Genomic DNA, 18,142 nt, shown 5'->3' on the forward strand with positions numbered 1-18,142 from the left:
GCCCGACCCCGACCCGGACCCCGTCGCCACCGGCCCCGACCCCCGCCCCTCCGGCCCGGGTACGCGGCCGGCTCAGCTCATCCGGCCCACGGCGGCGCGCAGCCGGGCCAGGTCCCGCCGCCGCCGCTCGTAGGTGGCGGCGAGCCCGATCAGCGCGAACCCGCCGACGGCGAGGAAGATCCACCGGGGCAGCAGGTCCCAGCCGCGGCCGAGTTCGTGCAGCGCGAGCAGGGTGAGGGTGCCGCCGCCGAGCAGCACCGGGGCCTGCCACCGCCGGCTCGCCCCGGCCAGCACCACGGTCAGCGCGGCGGCGCCGAGCAGCAGCCGGCGCCACGGCTGCGGCTCCGGTGCCACCAGCACCGTCACGAGGCTGGGCAGCAGCCCGGCGGCCAGCCCGGGGCCGAGCGCGAGCCAACTGTTCAGCCCCGGGCGGGTGCGCAGCGCCAGCGTGCCCGCGCCGAGGGCCAGCGCCGCGGCCGGCAGCGTGTACGCCTCCAGCACCGCCACACCCCCGGCTGCCAGCAGCAGCCAGGCGCCGAGCAGTTCGCTGCCCCCGGCGATGCCGGCGAACGCCCACCGCCGCCCGGCGGGCTCGCCCCGACGTAGCAGCCGCACCGCGACGGCGGCCCCCCAGAGCACGCACACCGCCGCGGCGTGCCGGAGCGCGCCCCCGGTGAGCAGCAGCCCGACCAGCGCCACCGCCTGGGCGGCGGCGTCCAGCGCGGCCGCCGCCGGGTGCCGCCGGCCGGCCAGGGCGGCGGCGACGGCCAGGGTGAGCGCCGCCACGGCCAGCACGGTGAACGCGGCCGTACGCAGCGGCAGACCGCCGGCCAGCGGCGCGGTGACCGCGAGCCCGGCGGCGGCGGCCACGGCGACCAGGCTGCCGGCGAGGCGTACCTCGGCCCGTCGCCCGGCGACACCGACCACGGTCGCGGCCACCACCAGCACGCCGAGGCCGGCGAGGGTGCCGGCCCGGGTGGCCAGCAGGCCGAGCGTCCCGGAGCTGGTCAGCACCAGCCCCACCGGCGCGGTGAGCGGCACGAGTAGCGGGCGCGGCGCTGCCAGGGCGGCGAGCAGCAGCGCCGCCACGCCGAGGGCCAGCACGACGGCCGGCACCACCGGCCAGGGCGCCCCGGCGGCCACCAGCAGCACCGGCGCGGCGGCCACGGCGAACGGCAGGGCGGTGAGCGCGGCCGGCCACCAGCCCTCCGGTCCGCCGGAGTCCGCCGGGTTGCCACCAGTCAGGACGGCCGCACCGGCCGGAACCGCGGCACCGGCCTGGACAGCGGCACCGCCCGGAGGGGTGGTACCGCCCGGAGCTGCCGGAACGGGGGTGGTCGAGCGGTCGCCGGCCCCTCCGGCACGACCCGGCCAACCGGTCAGCGCGGCGGCGAGCGCCAGCACGGCCAGGGCCAGGCCCGCCGGCAGGGCTGCCGGGTCGGGCGCCGCGACCGGCCGCCCCGACCAGGGCGCCGGCGGACCGCCGTACGGGGCGATCAGCGCGGTCAGCACCACCGGGACGACGGCCAGCACGGCCACGGCAAGCAGCACCGCCCCGGCCACCCGCCGGGCGGTCTCGCCGGCCGGCAGCGGCCGCCGGGTCCGGAACCCGCCCAGGGCGACCAGCAGCGCCGCCACGGCCGCGTAGAGCGCCGCCGGCTCGTCGGCCGGCACGGCCAGCGGCCCGAGCCCGACCAGCACGGCCGCCCCGGCCAGCCCCGCCGAGGCGTACCCGGACAGGTCGGGCCAGTGTCGACGGACGGCGTGCAGCACGACCGGCAGCAGCGCGGCGACGCCGAGGGCGGCCCGCGCCTGCCACCAGGCCGGCGCTCCCGCGCCGATCAACGCGACCGCCCCGCCGCCGGGTACCGCGAGCAGCGCGGCCACCAGCGCGCATCCGCCCACCGCCCGCCGCACGGCCGAGCCGCCCCGGCTGGTGGCGGCCGCGGCCATCCCGGCGACCAGGGTCACCGCGAGCGCCGCGCCGGCCCCGGCGGGTGCGGCCAAGCCCACCAGCAGGCCGTGGCCGAGCAACACGGCTCCGGCCGCCGCCGCGGTCAGCACGGTCCACGAGCGAGCCGCTCGGGCCGCCGCGACGACCAGCAGCACCGCCCCGACCGACAGGTCGACGGCGAGCGCGAGCGGCCAGGGCGTCGGCCCGACCGCGGGCAGGGCGAGCGCGACCGCCGCGACGCCGGCCGCGGCCAGCGCCGGGCGCGCCGCCGTGGGCAGCAGCAACGCCACGGCGGCCACGGTGAGCGCCACCGTCACCGGAAGCTGCCAGCCCCAGGCGAAGTCGGGCCCGACGGCGGCGCCCCGCCAGGGCGGCAGCGACCGGGCGACCGCGTCGCCCGCGAACACGACGGCCATCAGCACGGTCAGCTGGAGCAGGCCGCCGGATACCAGCAGCGCGCCGACCCGCGGGCCGGTGCGCGTCCCGGCCGGCAACAGCCGTACCGCGGCGGCCAGCCCGGCCGCGACCAGCGCCGCCGCCACCAGCAGGAGTGACTCCCGCAGCTCGGCCACCGGCCGGAGCAGGGCGCCGGCCAGCACCGGCACCAGCAGCCCGGCGGCCACCGCGCGGAAGACCGCGCCGCCGGTGAGCACCGCCGTGCCCAGCAGGGTCGCCGCCACCAGCAGCAACGGCAGCCCGGCCAGCAGCGGCGTGCCGGCGGCCCGACCGAGCGCGAGCGGCGCCAGGGCGCAGCCGGCCGCCGCGACCAGTGCGGCCGCGTGCGCGATCCAGGCCACGATGCGGCCGGCGATCGCCACACCGGCGGCCCGACCGCGCAACGCCATCAGCACGGCGAGGTTCAGCAGCGCCACCCCGACGAAGACCAGCGACCAACCGGCCGGCCCGGGCCGCGCCTCGACCGCGCACAGCGGCAGCACCGGCTGGGCGGCCAGCATCGCCGCGAACCACGGCACGGTGAGCCGGCTGAGCCGGGCGTACCCGAGGGCGGCCGCCGCGCTGGCCCCCCCGACCAGCGCGGCGTACCGGGTCCCCGGCCAGCCGGCCACCCCGAACAGGTCCACCGTCCAGGCGGCGTAGCCGTCCAGCACCACCAGCAGCAGCCCCACCGCGGCGAACGTCTCCGCGGTGCCCCGCAACCCGCGCCGCACGGCCAGCAGCGGACCGGCCAGCGCCAGCGCGGTCACCGCGGCCAGGATCAGCGCCCGGCCGGCCACCCCGACCGCGGCCCAGGCCACCGCCGTGAAGACCACCGCCGCGGTGCCGAGCAGCAGTCCACCGAGGACGAAGAGCAGACCCTGCACGGTGCGGGTGGAGGCCTCCGCCGCGCCGGGCACGGCAGACGCACCGGCCACCGCGGGCGGCCCGGCCACCGCGGCGGGGCCGGGTCGCGGCGACACGACGGCCGGAACCGGTGGGCGCGCCACCGGGAGCGGGAACTGCGCGCGGATCGCCGCGGCCAGCCGGTCCCGGCGCTGCCGGGTCGTCGCCAGCCGGTCGACCAACTGTTGGTACGTCTGCCGGACCCGCTCCACCTCGGCACCGAGCACGACGATCTCCCGGTCGAGCCGGATCACCTCGGCCGCCGGCGGGAACGGCGGCCGGCCGCAGCCGGAGCAGCCGGAGCGCAGGTCGGCGGGCGCGCCGCAGGCCGGGCAGGGGTAGCCGGTGTTCTCCACCCGGCCATCATCGGCGGCCGGACCTCAGCCGCCCAGAGTGCGCGTACTCAGGGCCGGGTCTGCTCACGCACCCACGCGGCGTACGGCGGGTCGCTCTCCACCCGGGCCACCAGGATCTCCGGCACCTCGTACGGGTGCCCGGCGCGGATCTGGTCGACCAGCGCGGCGACCCGGTCCTCCGTGGTCTTGAACTGCACCGACCACTCGGCGTTGGTCTCCACCGCGGCCCGCCACCAGTAGGTGCTGTCGACCTGGCCGCCCACCTGGGCGCAGGCCGCCAGCCGCGCGTCGACCGCCGCGCCCGCCAGCGCGTCGGCGACCGGCCGTGCGTCCACCACCGTCGTCACCACGCAGATCTGTTCCACGAGCGAACCCTACGCGGGACCGTCCCGGTTGGCCGCGATCCAGTCGTCGATCCGGTGCCACCAGTCGAAGAGCCAGTCGATGCGCTCCTGCCGGTCGGTCGGCACCTTCTCCGGCGGCACCGACCAGAAGCGCATCACGATCCGCTTGTCCATCGGCAGTTCCCGCCAGACGTCCGCGACGGTGAGCATCCGGTCGAGCCCGGTGTGCGCCACGAAGATCACCCCGGCCCCCGGGGCGGCGTCCAGCGCGGCCAGCAGCCCGCCGGGCTGCGGCGCGAGCACGTGCTGCATCCGCTCCGCCCGCAGCGCCATCCGTTCCAGGCCGAGCGAGCGCAGCCGGGCGATGGCCCGCAGCCGGCGTTTCGGGGTGAAGTTGCCGCCCTCCGGGAAGATCACGAACGCGTCGTCGTCGTCCAGGTCGGTGGCCAGGTGCCCGATCTGCTCGGTGACCGACCCGCGCCCGTCGGGCCCCGGCGCGATGAACCGGTTGGGCAGCCGGTTGAGCAGCACGTCGATCGCCGGGTCCCACTGCAGGGTGTCCTTGAGCACGATCCGCGGCTCGCGGCGGAACCAGTTCACCAGGGCATGGATCAGGATGAACGAGTCGCCCGGCCCGGCGTGCCGGCAGAGCACCAGCTCGGGCCGGCCCGGCAGCGCGGTGTCCGGGTCGGTGCCGACCACCTCGATGCTCAGCCGCAGCGTCCACCGGGCCTGCCAGAACAGCAGCCGCAGGAACCACCCGGCGAGCAGGTAGTGCGCCCGCTGGAAGGCCGGGGCCCGGACCCGCCAGCCGCAACCCGAGGCGAGCCAGAGCACGAAGAGCGCGAGCAGTGCGGCGGCGTCCCAGACCAGGTAGACGCAGCCCAACCAGAGCAGCCGCAGCGGCCGCAGCCGCCCCGGGACCAGCGGCGAGGCGGCCGCCGCGAGCAGCGCCCAGATCGGCAGCGTGGTCACCACCAGGAAGGCGAGCAGCACCACCCCGGGTGCCAGCAGCGCCCGGCGGACCCACCGCGGCGGTAGCGGCATCAGCGGTCCAGCTGGGTGGCCAGGTAGCGCCGGGAGGCGGTGTACGCGCGACTGATCCGCCGGCCCACCGCCGCCATGTCCCGGTACGCCCAGGGCGTGTCGTCGCGCGGGTTCAGCCCACCGGTGGGCAGCACGTGCACCTCCACCCCGTCCGGCAGCGCGGCCATTTCCCGGGCGAACCGGTGCCGGCGGGCGATCTCGAACGCGACCTGCGCGATCTCCCACGGCCGGCGGGGCGGGCTCAGCTCCCGCTCGATCCGGCCGACCTGGAGGACGAAGATCTGCCCGGCGCCCGCGGCGACCGCCTCGCCGATCGGGATCGAGTTGACGATTCCGCCGTCGACGAAGTGCTCGTCGCCGATCCGCGCCGGCGGCAGCAGCCCCGGTACGGAGGCGGAGGCGAGCACCGCCGGCACCAGCGGTCCCCTGTCGAACCAGTGCTCGGCCGCCCGTTCGATGTTCGCCGCGCAGCATCGGAACGGCACCCGCAGGTCGGCGAAGGTGGTCTCCGCGCCCAGCTCGTTCTCGAGCAGCTTGCGCAGCGGGCGGGGCGAGTGCAGGTGGGTCCGCGCGGCGAACCGGCGCAGCTGCCGGGCGACCGAGTCGCCGTACACCTCGCTGGCCTCGGGGGAGGCCCAGAGCCGGACCAGCCGGTCGGTGACCGCCTCGGACGGGTCGGCGGCGACCAGCGCGCCGTTCACCGCGCCGATCGAGGTGCCGAGCACCAGGTCCGGCCGGATCCCGGCCCGGAACAGCGCCCGCAGCATGCCCACCTCGACCGCGCCGAGGACGCCCCCGCCCCCGAGCACGAACGCCACCGGTCCCCGCGCCATGTCGTTCATCCTGGCACGGTCGCGCCGGTGCCCCGCCGCGGCGGCTCCGCCGGGCCCCGGCCGCTGCCGTTGACAGGCCGGACACATTCACGCAACCTGATACCGCTCCCACCCCGAGGCAGGTGCGATCCGTGAAGCCAGCGCTGCACCCCGGCCGGTTGCTGGCCCGCCGGTACCGGCTGCTCGACCAGATCGGCGCCGGCGGCATGTCGGTGATCTGGCGCGCCCACGACGAGGTGCTGGACCGGATCGTCGCGCTGAAGGTGCTCGCCCCGTCGCTCGCCGCCGACGCCCGGTTCCGGGACATGGTCCGCACCGAGGCGCGCTCCGCCGCCCAGCTGGTGCACCCGCACGTCACCTCGGTGCACGACTACGGCGAGACGGTCGCCCCGGACGGCTCGATCACCTCGTTCGTGGTGATGGAGCTGCTGGCCGGCGAGGAGCTGGAGCTGCGGCTGACCGAGGGCCCGCTGCCGTGGCCGGAGGCGGTGGAGCTGGGCGCCCAGGTCGCCGACGCGCTCGCCACCGCGCACCGGCTCGGCATCGTGCACCGGGACATCACCCCGACCAACGTGATGATGACCCGGACCGGGGCCAAGGTGCTCGACTTCGGCATCGCCACCCGGGTCGGCGCACCGGACGAGGACGAGGACGGCGAGACCTTCGGCACCCCGGCGTACGTGGCGCCGGAGCGCCTCGACGGGGCGCCCGCGCAGCCGGCCACCGACGTCTACTCCCTCGGCGTGCTGCTCTACCAGGCGTTGACCGGTCGGGTGCCGTACCCGGCCGACACCTGGGATCAGCTCAGCGCCGCGCTGGCGGCGGGCCGGCCGCCGTCGCTGGCCGGAGTGCCCGGGCTGCCACCCGAGGTGGCCCGGATCTGCCTGAGCTGCCTGACCCGGGACCCGGCCGCGCGGCCCACCGCCCGCCAGGTCGCCACCGGACTGCGCGACCAGCTGCTCCCGGCCGATCCGCAGGCGGCCACCATGCTCGCGCCGACCGTTACGCTGCCCGCGCTGGCCCCGGCCGACCCGACCCCGGCGACCCCCGCCTCCAGCCAGACCGGGCCAGCCCTCGTCCCGGGTGACGCCAGGCCGGGCGACGGCAGGCCTGGTGACCGCAGGCCGGGCGGCGCCGGACCGGACCGGGTGGCCGGGGCGACCACGCCGGACGGGGTCGACCGACCGGCGCCGGTGAGCGGCTCGGAGGCCGCTCCGGTCGGCGCGGTCCGCCGCGTGCCGCGGCCCCTGCTGGTCGCGGCGGTGATGCTGCTGGCAGCGGTGGGGCTGGCCGTGCCGGCGCTGTGGCCGGACGACGACCCGCCGCCGGCGGCGCTGCCCACCGCGTCGCCGACGGGGCGGCCCTCGCCCGCCGTACCGGACGCCGCGCCGCCCGGCACGCCGACACCGGCCGCCCGGGGACGTCCCTCACCGACCCGCGCGCTGCCCGGGCCGGAGAGCCTGCTGACCGTGGCCAACCGGCTCGACGGGCTGATCGGCGCGGGGCTCGACGGCGGTGAGATCCGCGCCGACGTCGGCCTGGACCTGCGCAACGAACTGCGAAACCTGACCGCCGCGGTCGGCTCCGGGCCAGCCGATCTGACCGGGCCGGTGGCCCGGTTGCGGGAGAAGGTGGCCACCCGGGTGCGCGAGGGCGGCATCACCCCGGGGTACGCCCGGCGGCTGGACTCGGCGATCGCGGACCTGGCCGCCGCACGGGTCTGACGGCCGCCCGGTCAGCCGCCGAACGGGTCTGACGCCCGCGCGGTCAACAGCCAGCGGACGAGGCGGGGCGGGTGCTCAGGGTGCGGCGCTCAGAGCACCGCCCACCCGCGCGGTTGTCGGCCGCGCTCAGAAAGTGTTGTGATACCTCGGTGTGATCTTTGATGGCTGTGTCGGTAAAGATCACGTCCGTGTCGTTGTGTCTGTAAGCCGGGGTACGAGTCCTCACTGAGCGATCCGCAGTGGGCAGTGATCAAGCCGCTGCTGCCGCGGCGGGATCCACGCCGGGGTGGGCGGCCGCTGGGTTATCCGCGTCGGCTGGTGATCGACACGATTCTGTATGTGCTGCGTACCGGTTGTGCCTGGCGGCATGTCCCGCATGACCTGGCGCCGTGGGATGTGGCCTACCGGTGGTTTCGCTGCTGGAGCGCTGATGGCACGTGGGATCGAGTCCACGACCAGTTGCGAGACGCGGTGCGGGTGGCCGAGGGCCGTGACCCGCAGCCGTCGGCGGCGGTGCTGGACTCGCAGACCGCGCACAGTCACCAAGGCGGGGAGGCGATCGGTTACGACGCCGCCAAACGCACTCGGGGCCGTAAGCGGCATCTGCTCGTCGACACGGCAGGGCTGCTGCTCAAGGCCGTAGTGCACGCCGCGTCTGTGCAGGAGCGTGCCGGGGCCAAGCTGGTGCTGGCAGGCGTCACGGACACGTTCCCGCTGCTGGGCCTGGTCTGGGCGGACGCCGGCTACGTCAACCGCGTTGACGCGAGCCTGCTGGACTGGGCCCGCACCCACGCCGGCATCGAGTTGCAGATCGTGGCCCGCAACGCCGACGTGAAAGGCTTCCAGGTGCTACCCCGTAGGTGGGTGGTGGAACGAACTTTCTCCTGGTTGGGACGGTGCAGACGGTTGGCCCGCGACTACGAGCGCAAGCCCGCGCACGCCGAAGCGATGATCAAGGTGGCGATGATCCGGTTGATGGCCGCGCGCCTGGCCGGTGAGGACGTCGAGCCGCAAGGCCCGATCGAGGCCGAGGCAGCCCGACGCCTCGACGACGAACTCAACCAGAAGTAGCTACCCGGTTACCCAACACTTTCTCAGGCGGGGGCGACCCGGACCGGCTCGCGGATGCCGGTGTGCGGCACCCTCCCGGCGATGAACCGCCGATACACCTCCTCGTAGCCGATTGCGATCCGTTCCGTCGAGAAGCGCTCCTCGACGTGCGCCACGCAGTCGGCCGGGTCGAGGCGGTTCGCCTCGCGCACCGCGTCGGGCAGCTGCTCCTCCCGGTCGCAGATCAGCCCGGTCACCCCGGGCCGGACCAGCTCGGGCACCGCGCCACGATTCAACGCCACCACCGGCGTGCCGGTCGCCATCGCCTCCACCATCACCATGCCGAACGGCTCCTCCCACTGGATCGGCATGATGAGGCAGCGCGCGTCGACCAGCATCCGCAGCGCGGCGTCCCGGTCGGCGTCGAGCACCACCGTGACGTCCTCGCCGAGCAGCGGGCGGACCACCTCCTGGTAGTACCGGCGTTCGGGCGGCTCGTTGCACTTGCCGGCCAGCACCAGCGGCAGACCGGCCGCGCGGCAGGCCCGGATGGCCACGTCCGGTCCCTTGTCCGGGCTGAACCGGGCCAGCCAGAGCACCGGCCCGTCGCTGGGCGCGCGCTTGCTCGGCACGCCGCGCACGTCCATCGCGTTGTGCACGGTGCCCACCCAGGGCAGCCGGGGGTTCAGCCGCCGCTGGGCGTGCGAGATGGCCACCAGTCCGACGCCCTGGTCGGTGTCGCTGAGCACGGTGCCGTACTCGCCCACCGGGTTGCCGTGCACGGTCGCCACCGTGGGGACCGCCCGCCGGCCGGCGACCAGCGGTCCGATGGTGGTGTGGTCGTGGATCACGTCGAAGTCGGCGGCGGTCACCAGTTGGTTAACCCGGGCCAGGTGGGCCAGCTCGGGCAGCGCCTCACCGAGCCGGTCGAACTGCAGGTCGGGCACCGTGGAGACGACGTCGGCGGTGGTCCGGTGCTCCCGCCCCGCACCGAACAGGGTCACCGCGTGGCCGCGCCCGGCCAGCGCGTCCACCAGCACCGCGACCACCTGTTCCAGCCCGCCGTAACCGGGCGGGGGCACCGACAGCCACGGCGGGACCACCATCGCGATCCGCAGGGGCCGCTCCCGCGAACGGTCGGCCGACAGGTGGTTCAAGGCCACGAATCCTCCCCGTCCGTCCCTCGATGCGCGGGCCGTCCGCCGGTCGGCGTCGCCTCGACCGGCCCGGTCAACCGGATCGGTGGCGCATTCCCGGTGGTGATCCCGCTAAACCGGACATCCCGGGGCGCTCACCCACCCACCAGCAGGTGGTCCCGTACCGCCGCCACGCCCTCGGCGGACCAGGCCGTCCGTTCCGCCTGGTCCCGCTCCCACCAGGAGCGGACCACGCCCGCCAGCACGACGGTGTCACCGTCCACGGTCACGGTGACCCGCTCGGTGCCGATACCCCGCGCCAGCGCCCGCTGGATGTCCCGCCGGGTGCGCTCCGAGTCCGGGCGGGTGGCCGGCCGGACCTCCACCAGGTTGGTCACCCCGCGGACACCACGCAGCCGGCGGATCTCGTGCTCGGCGGTACGCCGCTGCCAGCCGAACTCCACCTCGCCGCGGAGCATCACCCAGCCGTTGGCCACCGTCACGTCCAGCCGTTCGGCCGGGACGAAGCTGTCCCACTCCAGGGCCCGGCTGACCGCGACGGCGATGTCCTCGTCGGTCCGCTCGGCCGAGCCGGGCAACCGGACCTCGACGTCGTCGGCCACCACCCGTACGCCACGGACCCGCTGCGCGCAGCGCTCGGCCGCCCACTTCGCCGCGGTGCTGTCCACCCAGCCGGTCAACGTCACCACGCCGTCCCGGACCGTGACGCCGATGTCGTTCGGTTGCACCCGGACGTCCCAGGCCAGTTCCTCGAGCACGTCCCGCTGGATCTGCTCGTCGGTCCGGACGGTCGCTGCCGTGGTCATCGCACCCCTCCCGTACGCCTGCCGGGTCTCCTGCCGACGGTGCCGGCGCGTCGGGTGACGGCGGTTCACCCGGACCGGGTGAACCGCCCGATACAGGAGTGGGCGGCGGGTGACGGGACCAACCCCCTTGGCCCCGTCACCCGCCGCCCGTGGGAGGAGGCAGGCTCGGTACGGATTAGGACGCTTCGGCGAGCGTCACGGTTGCCGTCGACTCGGATCCGTTCCGCTGGTAGGTCACCTCGACCCGGTCGCCGACCTTGCCGGCCTGCACGGCGCCGACCAGGTCGTTCGAGTCGTTGATCACCTTGTCGCCGAAGCGGGTGATCACGTCGCCCTGGCGCAGGCCGGCCTTCTCGGCGGCGCTGCCCGGAGTGACGGCGGCGACCAGCGCCCCGCCGTCCGGGGCGGCGTTGACGCTCACGCCCAGCGACGGGTGGCTGACCTTCTCGCCGCGCTGGAGCTTGCCGGCCACGTCCTTGGCCTTGTTGCTCGGGATGGCGAAGCCCACCCCGATGTTGCCGCTGCCCTGCCCGGCGGTGGCGATCGCGGTGTTGATGCCGATCACCTCGCCGCGGGTGTTGACCAGCGCGCCGCCGGAGTTGCCCGGGTTGATCGGCGCGTCGGTCTGCAGCAGCCCGGAGATCGAGCTGCCCCCCTGGCTCGGATTCTGCCGCTGCTCACCACTGCCGGCCTGGATGGTGCGGTCCCGCGCGCTGAGGATGCCGGCGGTCACCGAGCCCTGCAGGCCCAGCGGGCTGCCCAGCGCCAGCACCTGGTCGCCGACCTGCATGGCGTCGCTGTCGCCGAAGGTGGCCGGCCGCAGGCCGTTGACCCCGGAGGCCTTCACCACGGCCAGGTCGGTCTTCGGGTCGGTGCCGACGATCCGCGCCTGGGCGCTCTTGCCGTCGGCGAAGACCACCCGGACGCTGTTCCCGCCGGCCCCGGCGACCACATGGTTGTTGGTCAGCACGTAGCCGTCGTCGGTGAGGATCACGCCCGAACCCTCGCCGCTGTCCGTGGTGATGGACACGACGCTGTCCTGCACCGAGGCGGCGATCCGCGGCAGGTCCGCGCCGTTGATCACCGGCGCGGCGGAGTAGGTGCGGGTGATGCCGCCCGAGTCGCCGTCCACGGCGAGCGCCAGCGCACCGCCGGCGACGCCGGAGCCGAGCATCAGCGCCAGCACCGCGACGCCCGCACCGGCGAACTTGGCGATCCGGCCGGGTCGCGGCGCGGGGTGCGCCGGCGCCCAGGGCGGGGTCGGCTGGCCCGGGTGCTGCTGTGGGAAGAGCGGTCCGGTGACGCCCGGCTGGCTCCCGCCGGTCCAGCCGGAGTGCTGGCCGGAATACCAGGGGCCGCCGGGGTAGCCGCCGGCGCCCGGGTGGCCGGGCCCGCCGGCCGGGTACGGGTGGCCGCCGGCCGGGGTGTGGCCCGGCCGGCCGGAGGTCGGGTGGTACGGGGCGGCCGAGGCCGGCTGGGCCGCGACGGCCGTCACCGGGACGGTGGGCTCGTCGGCGCTCCGGGCCTGCTCCGGGAACCGGGCCGGGGCGGACGACGTGCCCTCGGCGGTGGGGTGCTCGGCCGGGGCGGCGGCGGGGAAACCGATGGTCGGCCCGACGGGCGGCGTCGGGCCCCCGGCGGACGGCGCGGCCGGCTCGGGGCGCGGCTCGGCGGCCTCGGCGGACCGCGGGGTGGGCTCGGTGGCCGCGGAGGCCGGGCCGGCCTCGGCGGTCGGGGAGTCGGACTGCGCGCGCTCGACGTGCGGCAGCTCGGCGGTGGGGTGCGCCGGCTCGGCGTCGGTGGGGGCCGGCCGGCGCTGCGGGTCGGACTCGTACTCGGTCATGTCTCCACCTTGCCCCGATGCTCTGCGACCAGCCTGGAACGGGCCTGAAGGTTGGCTGAAAGTCACTCGCCGTCGATGTCCGCGTCCGGCACCAGCGGCAGCCGGACCCGGAAGGTGGCTCCCCCGCCCGGGGTCTCGGCCACCTCGACGGCGCCGTGGTGAGCGCTCACCAGCGCGGCGACGATGGCCAGGCCGAGGCCGGTGCCGGTGTTGCCACCGGCCCGCCGGGTCCGGGCCGCGTCCGCCCGGTAGAACCGCTCGAAGACGCGTTCCGCCTGCTCCGGGGCGAGACCGGGGCCGGTGTCGGCCACCTCCACCACGGCCAGGTTGCCCGGCTCGGCCCGCAGCCGCAGGGTCACCGACGCGTCCGGCGGGGTGTGCGTCAGCGCGTTCGTCATCAGGTTGCCGATGATCTGCCGGAGCCGGCCGTCGTCGCCGTACACCACCAGCGGGCCGGAACCCGGCTCGATCTCCAGCTCGACGCGGCGCTGCGGAGCCATCACCCGGGCGGCCTCCACCGCGTCGCTGGCCAGCACCGGAAGCTCGACCGGGGCGAGGGAGAGCGGCCGCTCCCGGTCCAGCCGGGCGAGCAGCAGCAGGTCCTCCACCAGCAGGCCCATCCGGGCCGCCTCGTCCTCGATCCGGCGCAGCAGGTCGGCGGTCTGCTCCGGCGCGCGGGCCGCGCCCTGCCGGTACAGCTCGGCGAAACCGCGGATGGTGGTCAGCGGGGTACGCAGCTCGTGCGAGGCGTCCGCGACGAACTGCCGCATCCGCTCCTCCGAGCGGCGGGCGCGCGCCTCGGACGCCTGCGCGGCGACCGCCGCGTCCCGGGCACTCGCCTCGGCCGAGCGGGCGGCCGTCTCCGAGGCCGCTCGGGCGGTGAAGGCGGCCTCGATCTGGGTGAGCATCGCGTTCAGCGCCCGGGAGAGCCGGCCCAGCTCCGAAGTGGGGCACTCCTGCCCCTCCTCCGGGTCGGGCACCCGCCGGCTCAGGTCGCCGCCGGCGATGGCGGCGGCTGTCCGCTCGATCTCCACCAGCGGTTTGAGGCTGGTCCGGACGATGCCCGCGCCGATCGAGGCGAGCAGGATCAGCACCGCCCCGCCGACCAGCACGTCGATCCAGAGCAGTTGCCGGACAGCGACGTCGACGTCGGCGAGGTTCTGTCCGACGACCTTGAACTCGTCGTCGCTCACCTGGCGGATCATCACCCGCCAGCGGATCCGCTTGTCCGCCGCCTCGGCAGTGAAGGCGCCCTGGTCGGCGTGCTCCTCGTACCAGCGGATGTCGTCGAGGCGGCCGGGCAGGTCTTCCTCCGACAGCGAGCCGTCCCGCACCACCCGGCCTGTTCCGGTGCTCCGGTTGGCCTGGGCCAGCAGGTAGTCCGTCGGCAGGGTCTGGGCCGTGGCCCGGTCGGGCACGATTCCCCGGTCGAGCAAGGCGTTGAGCTGACCGTCGATCCGACCCACCATGTAGCTGTGCAGGAAGTACGCGGTTGCCACGCTGATCACCAGGAGGGCGGCGGTCACCAGGGCCAGCACCGCGGTGACCAGTTTGACCCGGAGCGGGATGCTCCGCACCCGCCCCTTCGCCTGTTGGACCGGGTTCACGCCGCCGGCTTGCGTAGCACGTAACCGACGCCCCGGAGGGTGTGGATCAGCCGGGGCTCGACGTTGTCCACCTTGCGCCGCAGGTAGGAGATGTAGGACTCGACGATGTTGTCGTCGCCGCGGAAGTCGTAGTTCCACACGTGGTCGAGGATCTGCGCCTTGGACAGCACCCGGTTGGCGTTGAGCATCAGGTAGCGCAACAGCTTGAACTCGGTCGGCGACAGCTGCACCCGCTGGCCGGCCCGGTGCACCTCGTGGGTCTCCTCGTCCAGTTCCAGGTCGGCGAAGGTGAGCCGGGACGGGGCCTGCTCGCCGGTGCTGGTCCGCCGTAGCACCGCCCGGATCCGGGCGGTCAACTCCTCCAGGCTGAACGGCTTGGTGACGTAGTCGTCGCCGCCCAGGGTGAGCCCGCGGATCTTGTCGTCGGTGGCGTCCCGGGCGGTCAGGAAGACCACCGGGGTACGGGTGCCCCCCTCCCGCAGCATCCGGATCACCTCGAAGCCGTCCAGGTCGGGCAGCATCACGTCGAGCACCACCAGATCGGGCCGGTGGTCCTTGGCAGCGCTCAGCGCGGAACTGCCGCTGGTCGCGGTGGCCACGTCGAAGCCCGCGAACCGTAGGCTCGCGGAGAGCAGTTCGAGGATGTTGGGGTCGTCCTCGACGACGAGCAGACGTGCCTCGGTCTGGGTAGCGGGCATGTGCCCCATCATCCGCGCCATCGCTGCGTCCGGCCTGGGTGGTGGCTGGAAAAACCCTGTGAGCCGGCCCGCCGGGCGCTGGACGACCGGCCGGGAGCCCGCCGCCGGCGGCGGCGGTCAGCGCAGCAGCCGGCGCAGCCCGTCCAGCGCTCCGTCGAGCAGCCGGACCGCCGTACGCAGCTGGGATTCGCTGAGCCGGCGGGACCGGACCAGCGCGGACACCTCGCCGGTGAACGCGGCCAACCGCTGGTCGAACTCGGCCTGCGCGGCCCGCTCCGACCCGGGCGGCGGGGGCGGGGTGGCGGGCGTGGGCGGGATCCACCGGCCGCGCCGGGTCTGCCGGGTCGCCTCGCGCAGTTCCCGCTTGAGGTCGCGGACCGAGCCGCGTACCTCGCTGCGGATCTCCCCGGCCAGGGTGGAGAGGTCGGCCACCGAGGCGGCGATGTCCGATTCCAGGGCGGCCAGTTCGCCGGCCCGCTGGCTCAGCTCGGCCCGCCCGGCGTCGGTGATCTCGTAGACCTTTCGGCCGCCGGCCGCGGTGTGGCTGACCAGCCCGTCGGCCTCCAGCCGCTGCAGGCGGGGGTAGATGGTGCCGGCGCTGGGCGCGTACAGGCCGAGGAAGCGTTCCTCCAGCAGGCGGATCAGCTCGTATCCGTGCTTGGGACCGTCGTCGAGGAGCTTGAGCAGGTAGAGCCGGAGCCGCCCGTGACTGAACACGGCGGTCACGGCAGCTCCTCCTCGTCGCTGTCCACCGGGCGGGCGAGCAGCGCGATGCTGCCGGACGTGGCGGACGCCCAGAGCTTACCCTCGCCGGCGCCGAGCACCCCCTCGCTGTCGACCACGGCGCCCAGCGCCGCGTTGCCGCGTACGGCCGGGAAACCGCTGGTGATCCGCCCGGACGAGGTGTGCAGCCGGACGGCGAGGTCGCTGTCCTCCCGGACCCGCACGGTGATGCTGCCGGAGATCGTGCTCAGCCGGATGTCGCTGCGCCGGGGGTTGTCGAAGTCGCAGGTGATGGCGCCGGAGACGGTCTGTGCCCGGACCTGGCCGGGGGCGCTGTCGGCGAGGATGACCTCGCCGGAGACGGTCTCCACGTCGAGGTCGCCGGTCACTCCGAGCGCCTCCACCGGGCCCGAGGTGATCTTCGCGGCGGTCCGCCCGCGCAGCCCCATCAGGGTGATCTGGCCGGCGGTCACGTCGGCCCGGGTCTGCCGGCGCAGCCCGGAGGCGACCAGGGAGCCCTCGGTGAGGTGCAGGTCGGCGAGCACGTCGGCGGGGATCGCGACGGAGACGTCGACCCGGGGCAGCCGGGCCAGCGGCCCGGCCCAGAACAGCATGTCCCACCACCGGTTGCCGCGCGGCTGGCGGATGCACAACCGGCCGTCCCGGTGCTCGACGCGGACCGGCCGGCGGCCGACCCGGGTGACGTCCACCCGCGGCGGGCCGTCGGTGGCCACCACGTTGAGCCGGCCGCTGACCAGGCGGACGTCGAGCCGGGTGACCGGCCCGTCCAGGGTGAGCCGCTGCGGGCTGTCGACGGTCCACTCGGTCATGGTTCCTCCCCTCGGCGGGGCGCGGCGCAGCGCGCCCGACGCCGAGGAGACTAACGCGATACATCGCGATATGGCAAATGGAGTGTCGCGTAGCTGGCGGACCGTGCCCAGCCACGCTCCGGCCGATCAGGCAGCCAGGTCGACCTCCCACGCCGCCGGCGCCCGCCGCGCCGGCGGCGGGGCGGCCGCCGGACAGAGGTGTACGGCCGACTCGGCGGCTCGGGCCAGCAGCCGCCGGTCCGCCCCCGGCGCGGGGTGCAGCGCGGTCGTCACGGTCACCGTGAGCACCAGATCGCGGCTGGCCAGCACCCGGCGCAGCGACCGCCACAGGTTCTCGTCGCCGAGGAAGGCCGGTGCGGTGGTCGCGTCCCCGGTCACCGCGTCCCGGTAGCCGATCCGCAGCGGCACCACCGGCGTGCCGGCGTCGACGGCCGCCTGGAACACCGCCGGCCGGAACCCGCCGGCCGGGCGGCAGCCGGTCGCCCCGCCGCACCAGGTGGTGCCCTCCGGGAACACCGCCACCGCCCGGCCGGCCCGCAGCGCGTCCGCCACCCGGTCCACGGTGGCCGGCAGGTCGCGGGGGCGGGCGCGGTCCACGAAGAGGGTGCCGGCGGCCCGGGCCAGCCACCCCAGCAGAGGCCAGCCGCGCACCTCGCGCTTGGCCACCAGCCGGGCCGGCGCGACGGCGAGCACGGCCAGCACGTCCAGCCAGGACACGTGGTTGGCGACCAGCAACGCGCGCCGCCGGGGCAGCCGGCCCCGGACCACCAGGCGCACCCCGAGCGCCCGGGCGGTGGCCCGGGCCCAACCGCCCAGCGCCGCCCGCCGCTCCGCCGCGGGCAGCAGCGGCAGCACCACCGCCAGGCCGGTGCCGAGCACCAGCATCCCGAGCAGGGCGGCCAGCCGCGCGGCCTGGCGGGCGGCCGGCACCCCAGGGGTGCCGCCGGGCCGCGGCAGGCAGTCCGGGCCGCAGCCGGAGGCCGGCCGCCAGAGGTGGTGCCGGCTCACCGGTCCGCCCCGGCCAGGAAGTGCCGCAGGTAGCGCGGGTTCATCCGGTCCAGGGAGAACAGCACGTAGAAGTCCGCGACGCCGAAGTCCGGGTCGTACGCCGGCTCGCCGCAGATCCACGCGCCCAGCCGCAGGTACCCGCGCAGCAGCGGGGGCACCCGGGTCGGGCCGACCGGATCGGGATCCGGGGCCGGCGTCGAGGCGCCCGGTTCGGCGAACCAGGGCCGCAACGGCCGGACCCGCAGCGGTGGCGGGGCCAGGTACCGGGCCTGCGCCCGGGCCCAGACCTCGGCGGCGGCGAGCCCGCCGTCCGCGACCGGCACCGAGGCACAGCCGCCGAGCCAGCGGGAGCCACGCAGGTGCAGGTAGCGGGTGATGCCGGCCCACATCAGGTTGATCACGGCGCCGGAGCGGTGGTCCGGGTGCACGCAGGAGCGGCCGGTCTCGACCAGGACGTCCCGCAGCGGGGCGAGCGGGGCGAGGTCGAACTCGCTCTCGGCGTACCGGCGGGCGGTCCGGCCGGGCGGCAGCAGCCGGTAGGTGCCGACCACCTCGCCGGTGCGCTCCTCGAGCACGACCAGGTGGTCGCAGTACGGGTCCAGCTCGTCGGCGTCCAGGCCGGCGGCGCCCGGAAGGGTGGCCCCGAGTTCGGTGGCGAACACCTCGTGCCGGAGGCGTTGCGCGGCCGCGACCCGGGTCGGGTCGTCGGCGATCAGCAGGGTGTATCCGCTGGTCGTCAGGGGTGCGCCAGCGGCGGGCAGGACAGCCATGGGGATTGTGTAGGCGGCCCGGGTGCCGGTCACGGTGACCAGGAGTGTCGA

15 protein-coding genes are annotated in these 18,142 nt (G+C 75.8%); 2 read left to right on the plus strand and 13 right to left on the minus strand.

The features are described 5' to 3' along the window. Positions 1–72 precede the first annotated feature (72 nt). The 4 genes from FHX32_RS04405 to FHX32_RS04420 are packed head-to-tail and all read right to left on the minus strand — an operon-like array spanning position 73 to position 5,875. Positions 73–3,651, minus strand: a complete 3,579-nt coding sequence (locus tag FHX32_RS04405; protein WP_167179574.1) for an SCO7613 C-terminal domain-containing membrane protein — start codon at positions 3,649–3,651, stop codon at positions 73–75. A 47-nt stretch (positions 3,652–3,698) separates the two neighbouring features. After that, positions 3,699–4,016, minus strand: coding sequence for a divalent-cation tolerance protein CutA (cutA, locus tag FHX32_RS04410; RefSeq protein ID WP_167179575.1), 318 nt, complete (start codon positions 4,014–4,016; stop codon positions 3,699–3,701). Between the two features lie 9 nt (positions 4,017–4,025). Further along, on the minus strand, positions 4,026–5,042 hold the full coding sequence (locus FHX32_RS04415) for a 1-acyl-sn-glycerol-3-phosphate acyltransferase (protein ID WP_167179576.1): 1,017 nt from the start codon (positions 5,040–5,042) through the stop codon (positions 4,026–4,028). Next, positions 5,042–5,875 carry a patatin-like phospholipase family protein gene (locus FHX32_RS04420; protein ID WP_167179577.1) on the minus strand — a complete coding sequence of 278 codons (834 nt, stop codon included), beginning with the start codon at positions 5,873–5,875 and terminating at the stop codon, positions 5,042–5,044. The genes FHX32_RS04415 and FHX32_RS04420 overlap by 1 nt, the downstream gene beginning before the upstream one ends. Positions 5,876–6,006: 131 nt before the next feature. Here FHX32_RS04420 and FHX32_RS04425 point away from each other — a divergent pair, with 131 nt between their 5' ends. Together FHX32_RS04425 and FHX32_RS04430 are read left to right on the plus strand one after the other, a co-directional pair. Next, a complete protein-coding gene (locus FHX32_RS04425) occupies positions 6,007–7,599 on the plus strand; it encodes a serine/threonine protein kinase (RefSeq protein WP_167179578.1) in 1,593 nt (530 codons plus the stop codon). A gap of 225 nt (positions 7,600–7,824) precedes the next feature. Continuing rightward, positions 7,825–8,670 carry an IS5 family transposase gene (locus FHX32_RS04430; RefSeq protein WP_109901909.1) on the plus strand — a complete coding sequence of 282 codons (846 nt, stop codon included), beginning with the start codon at positions 7,825–7,827 and terminating at the stop codon, positions 8,668–8,670. Between the two features lie 23 nt (positions 8,671–8,693). On the opposite strand, the gene FHX32_RS04435 is transcribed toward FHX32_RS04430, so the two are convergent. The 9 genes from FHX32_RS04435 to FHX32_RS04475 form a co-directional block, all read right to left on the minus strand. Beyond that, positions 8,694–9,755 (minus strand): glycosyltransferase family 4 protein, encoded by a 1,062-nt coding sequence (locus tag FHX32_RS04435; protein WP_167182218.1) that lies wholly within the window; start codon positions 9,753–9,755, stop codon positions 8,694–8,696. 185 nt (positions 9,756–9,940) lie between these two features. Further along, positions 9,941–10,612: a BON domain-containing protein gene (locus FHX32_RS04440; RefSeq protein ID WP_167179579.1), complete on the minus strand. Its 672-nt coding sequence runs from the start codon at positions 10,610–10,612 to the stop codon at positions 9,941–9,943. 175 nt (positions 10,613–10,787) lie between these two features. Beyond that, the gene (locus FHX32_RS04445; RefSeq protein ID WP_167179580.1) at positions 10,788–12,455 is read right to left on the minus strand and encodes a trypsin-like peptidase domain-containing protein; all 1,668 of its coding nucleotides are present in this window, start codon (positions 12,453–12,455) and stop codon (positions 10,788–10,790) included. 62 nt (positions 12,456–12,517) lie between these two features. Further along, entirely contained in the window at positions 12,518–14,062 is a 1,545-nt protein-coding gene (locus tag FHX32_RS04450; RefSeq protein ID WP_167179581.1) for a sensor histidine kinase, read from the minus strand. Then, on the minus strand, positions 14,059–14,760 hold the full coding sequence (locus FHX32_RS04455) for a response regulator transcription factor (RefSeq protein ID WP_088992133.1): 702 nt from the start codon (positions 14,758–14,760) through the stop codon (positions 14,059–14,061). Before FHX32_RS04455 ends, FHX32_RS04450 begins: the two co-directional genes overlap by 4 nt. 117 nt (positions 14,761–14,877) lie before the next feature. Further along, on the minus strand, positions 14,878–15,486 hold the full coding sequence (locus FHX32_RS04460) for a PadR family transcriptional regulator (protein ID WP_167179582.1): 609 nt from the start codon (positions 15,484–15,486) through the stop codon (positions 14,878–14,880). Continuing rightward, positions 15,483–16,313, minus strand: coding sequence for a DUF4097 family beta strand repeat-containing protein (locus FHX32_RS04465; RefSeq protein WP_167179583.1), 831 nt, complete (start codon positions 16,311–16,313; stop codon positions 15,483–15,485). The genes FHX32_RS04460 and FHX32_RS04465 overlap by 4 nt, the downstream gene beginning before the upstream one ends. Positions 16,314–16,439: 126 nt before the next feature. Beyond that, positions 16,440–17,321, minus strand: a complete 882-nt coding sequence (locus FHX32_RS04470; RefSeq protein WP_167179584.1) for a lysophospholipid acyltransferase family protein — start codon at positions 17,319–17,321, stop codon at positions 16,440–16,442. After that, positions 17,318–18,091 (minus strand): GNAT family N-acyltransferase, encoded by a 774-nt coding sequence (locus FHX32_RS04475; protein WP_167179585.1) that lies wholly within the window; start codon positions 18,089–18,091, stop codon positions 17,318–17,320. Before FHX32_RS04475 ends, FHX32_RS04470 begins: the two co-directional genes overlap by 4 nt. Positions 18,092–18,142 lie beyond the last annotated feature (51 nt).

This window comes from Micromonospora sp. CNZ280 (genome assembly GCF_011759515.1).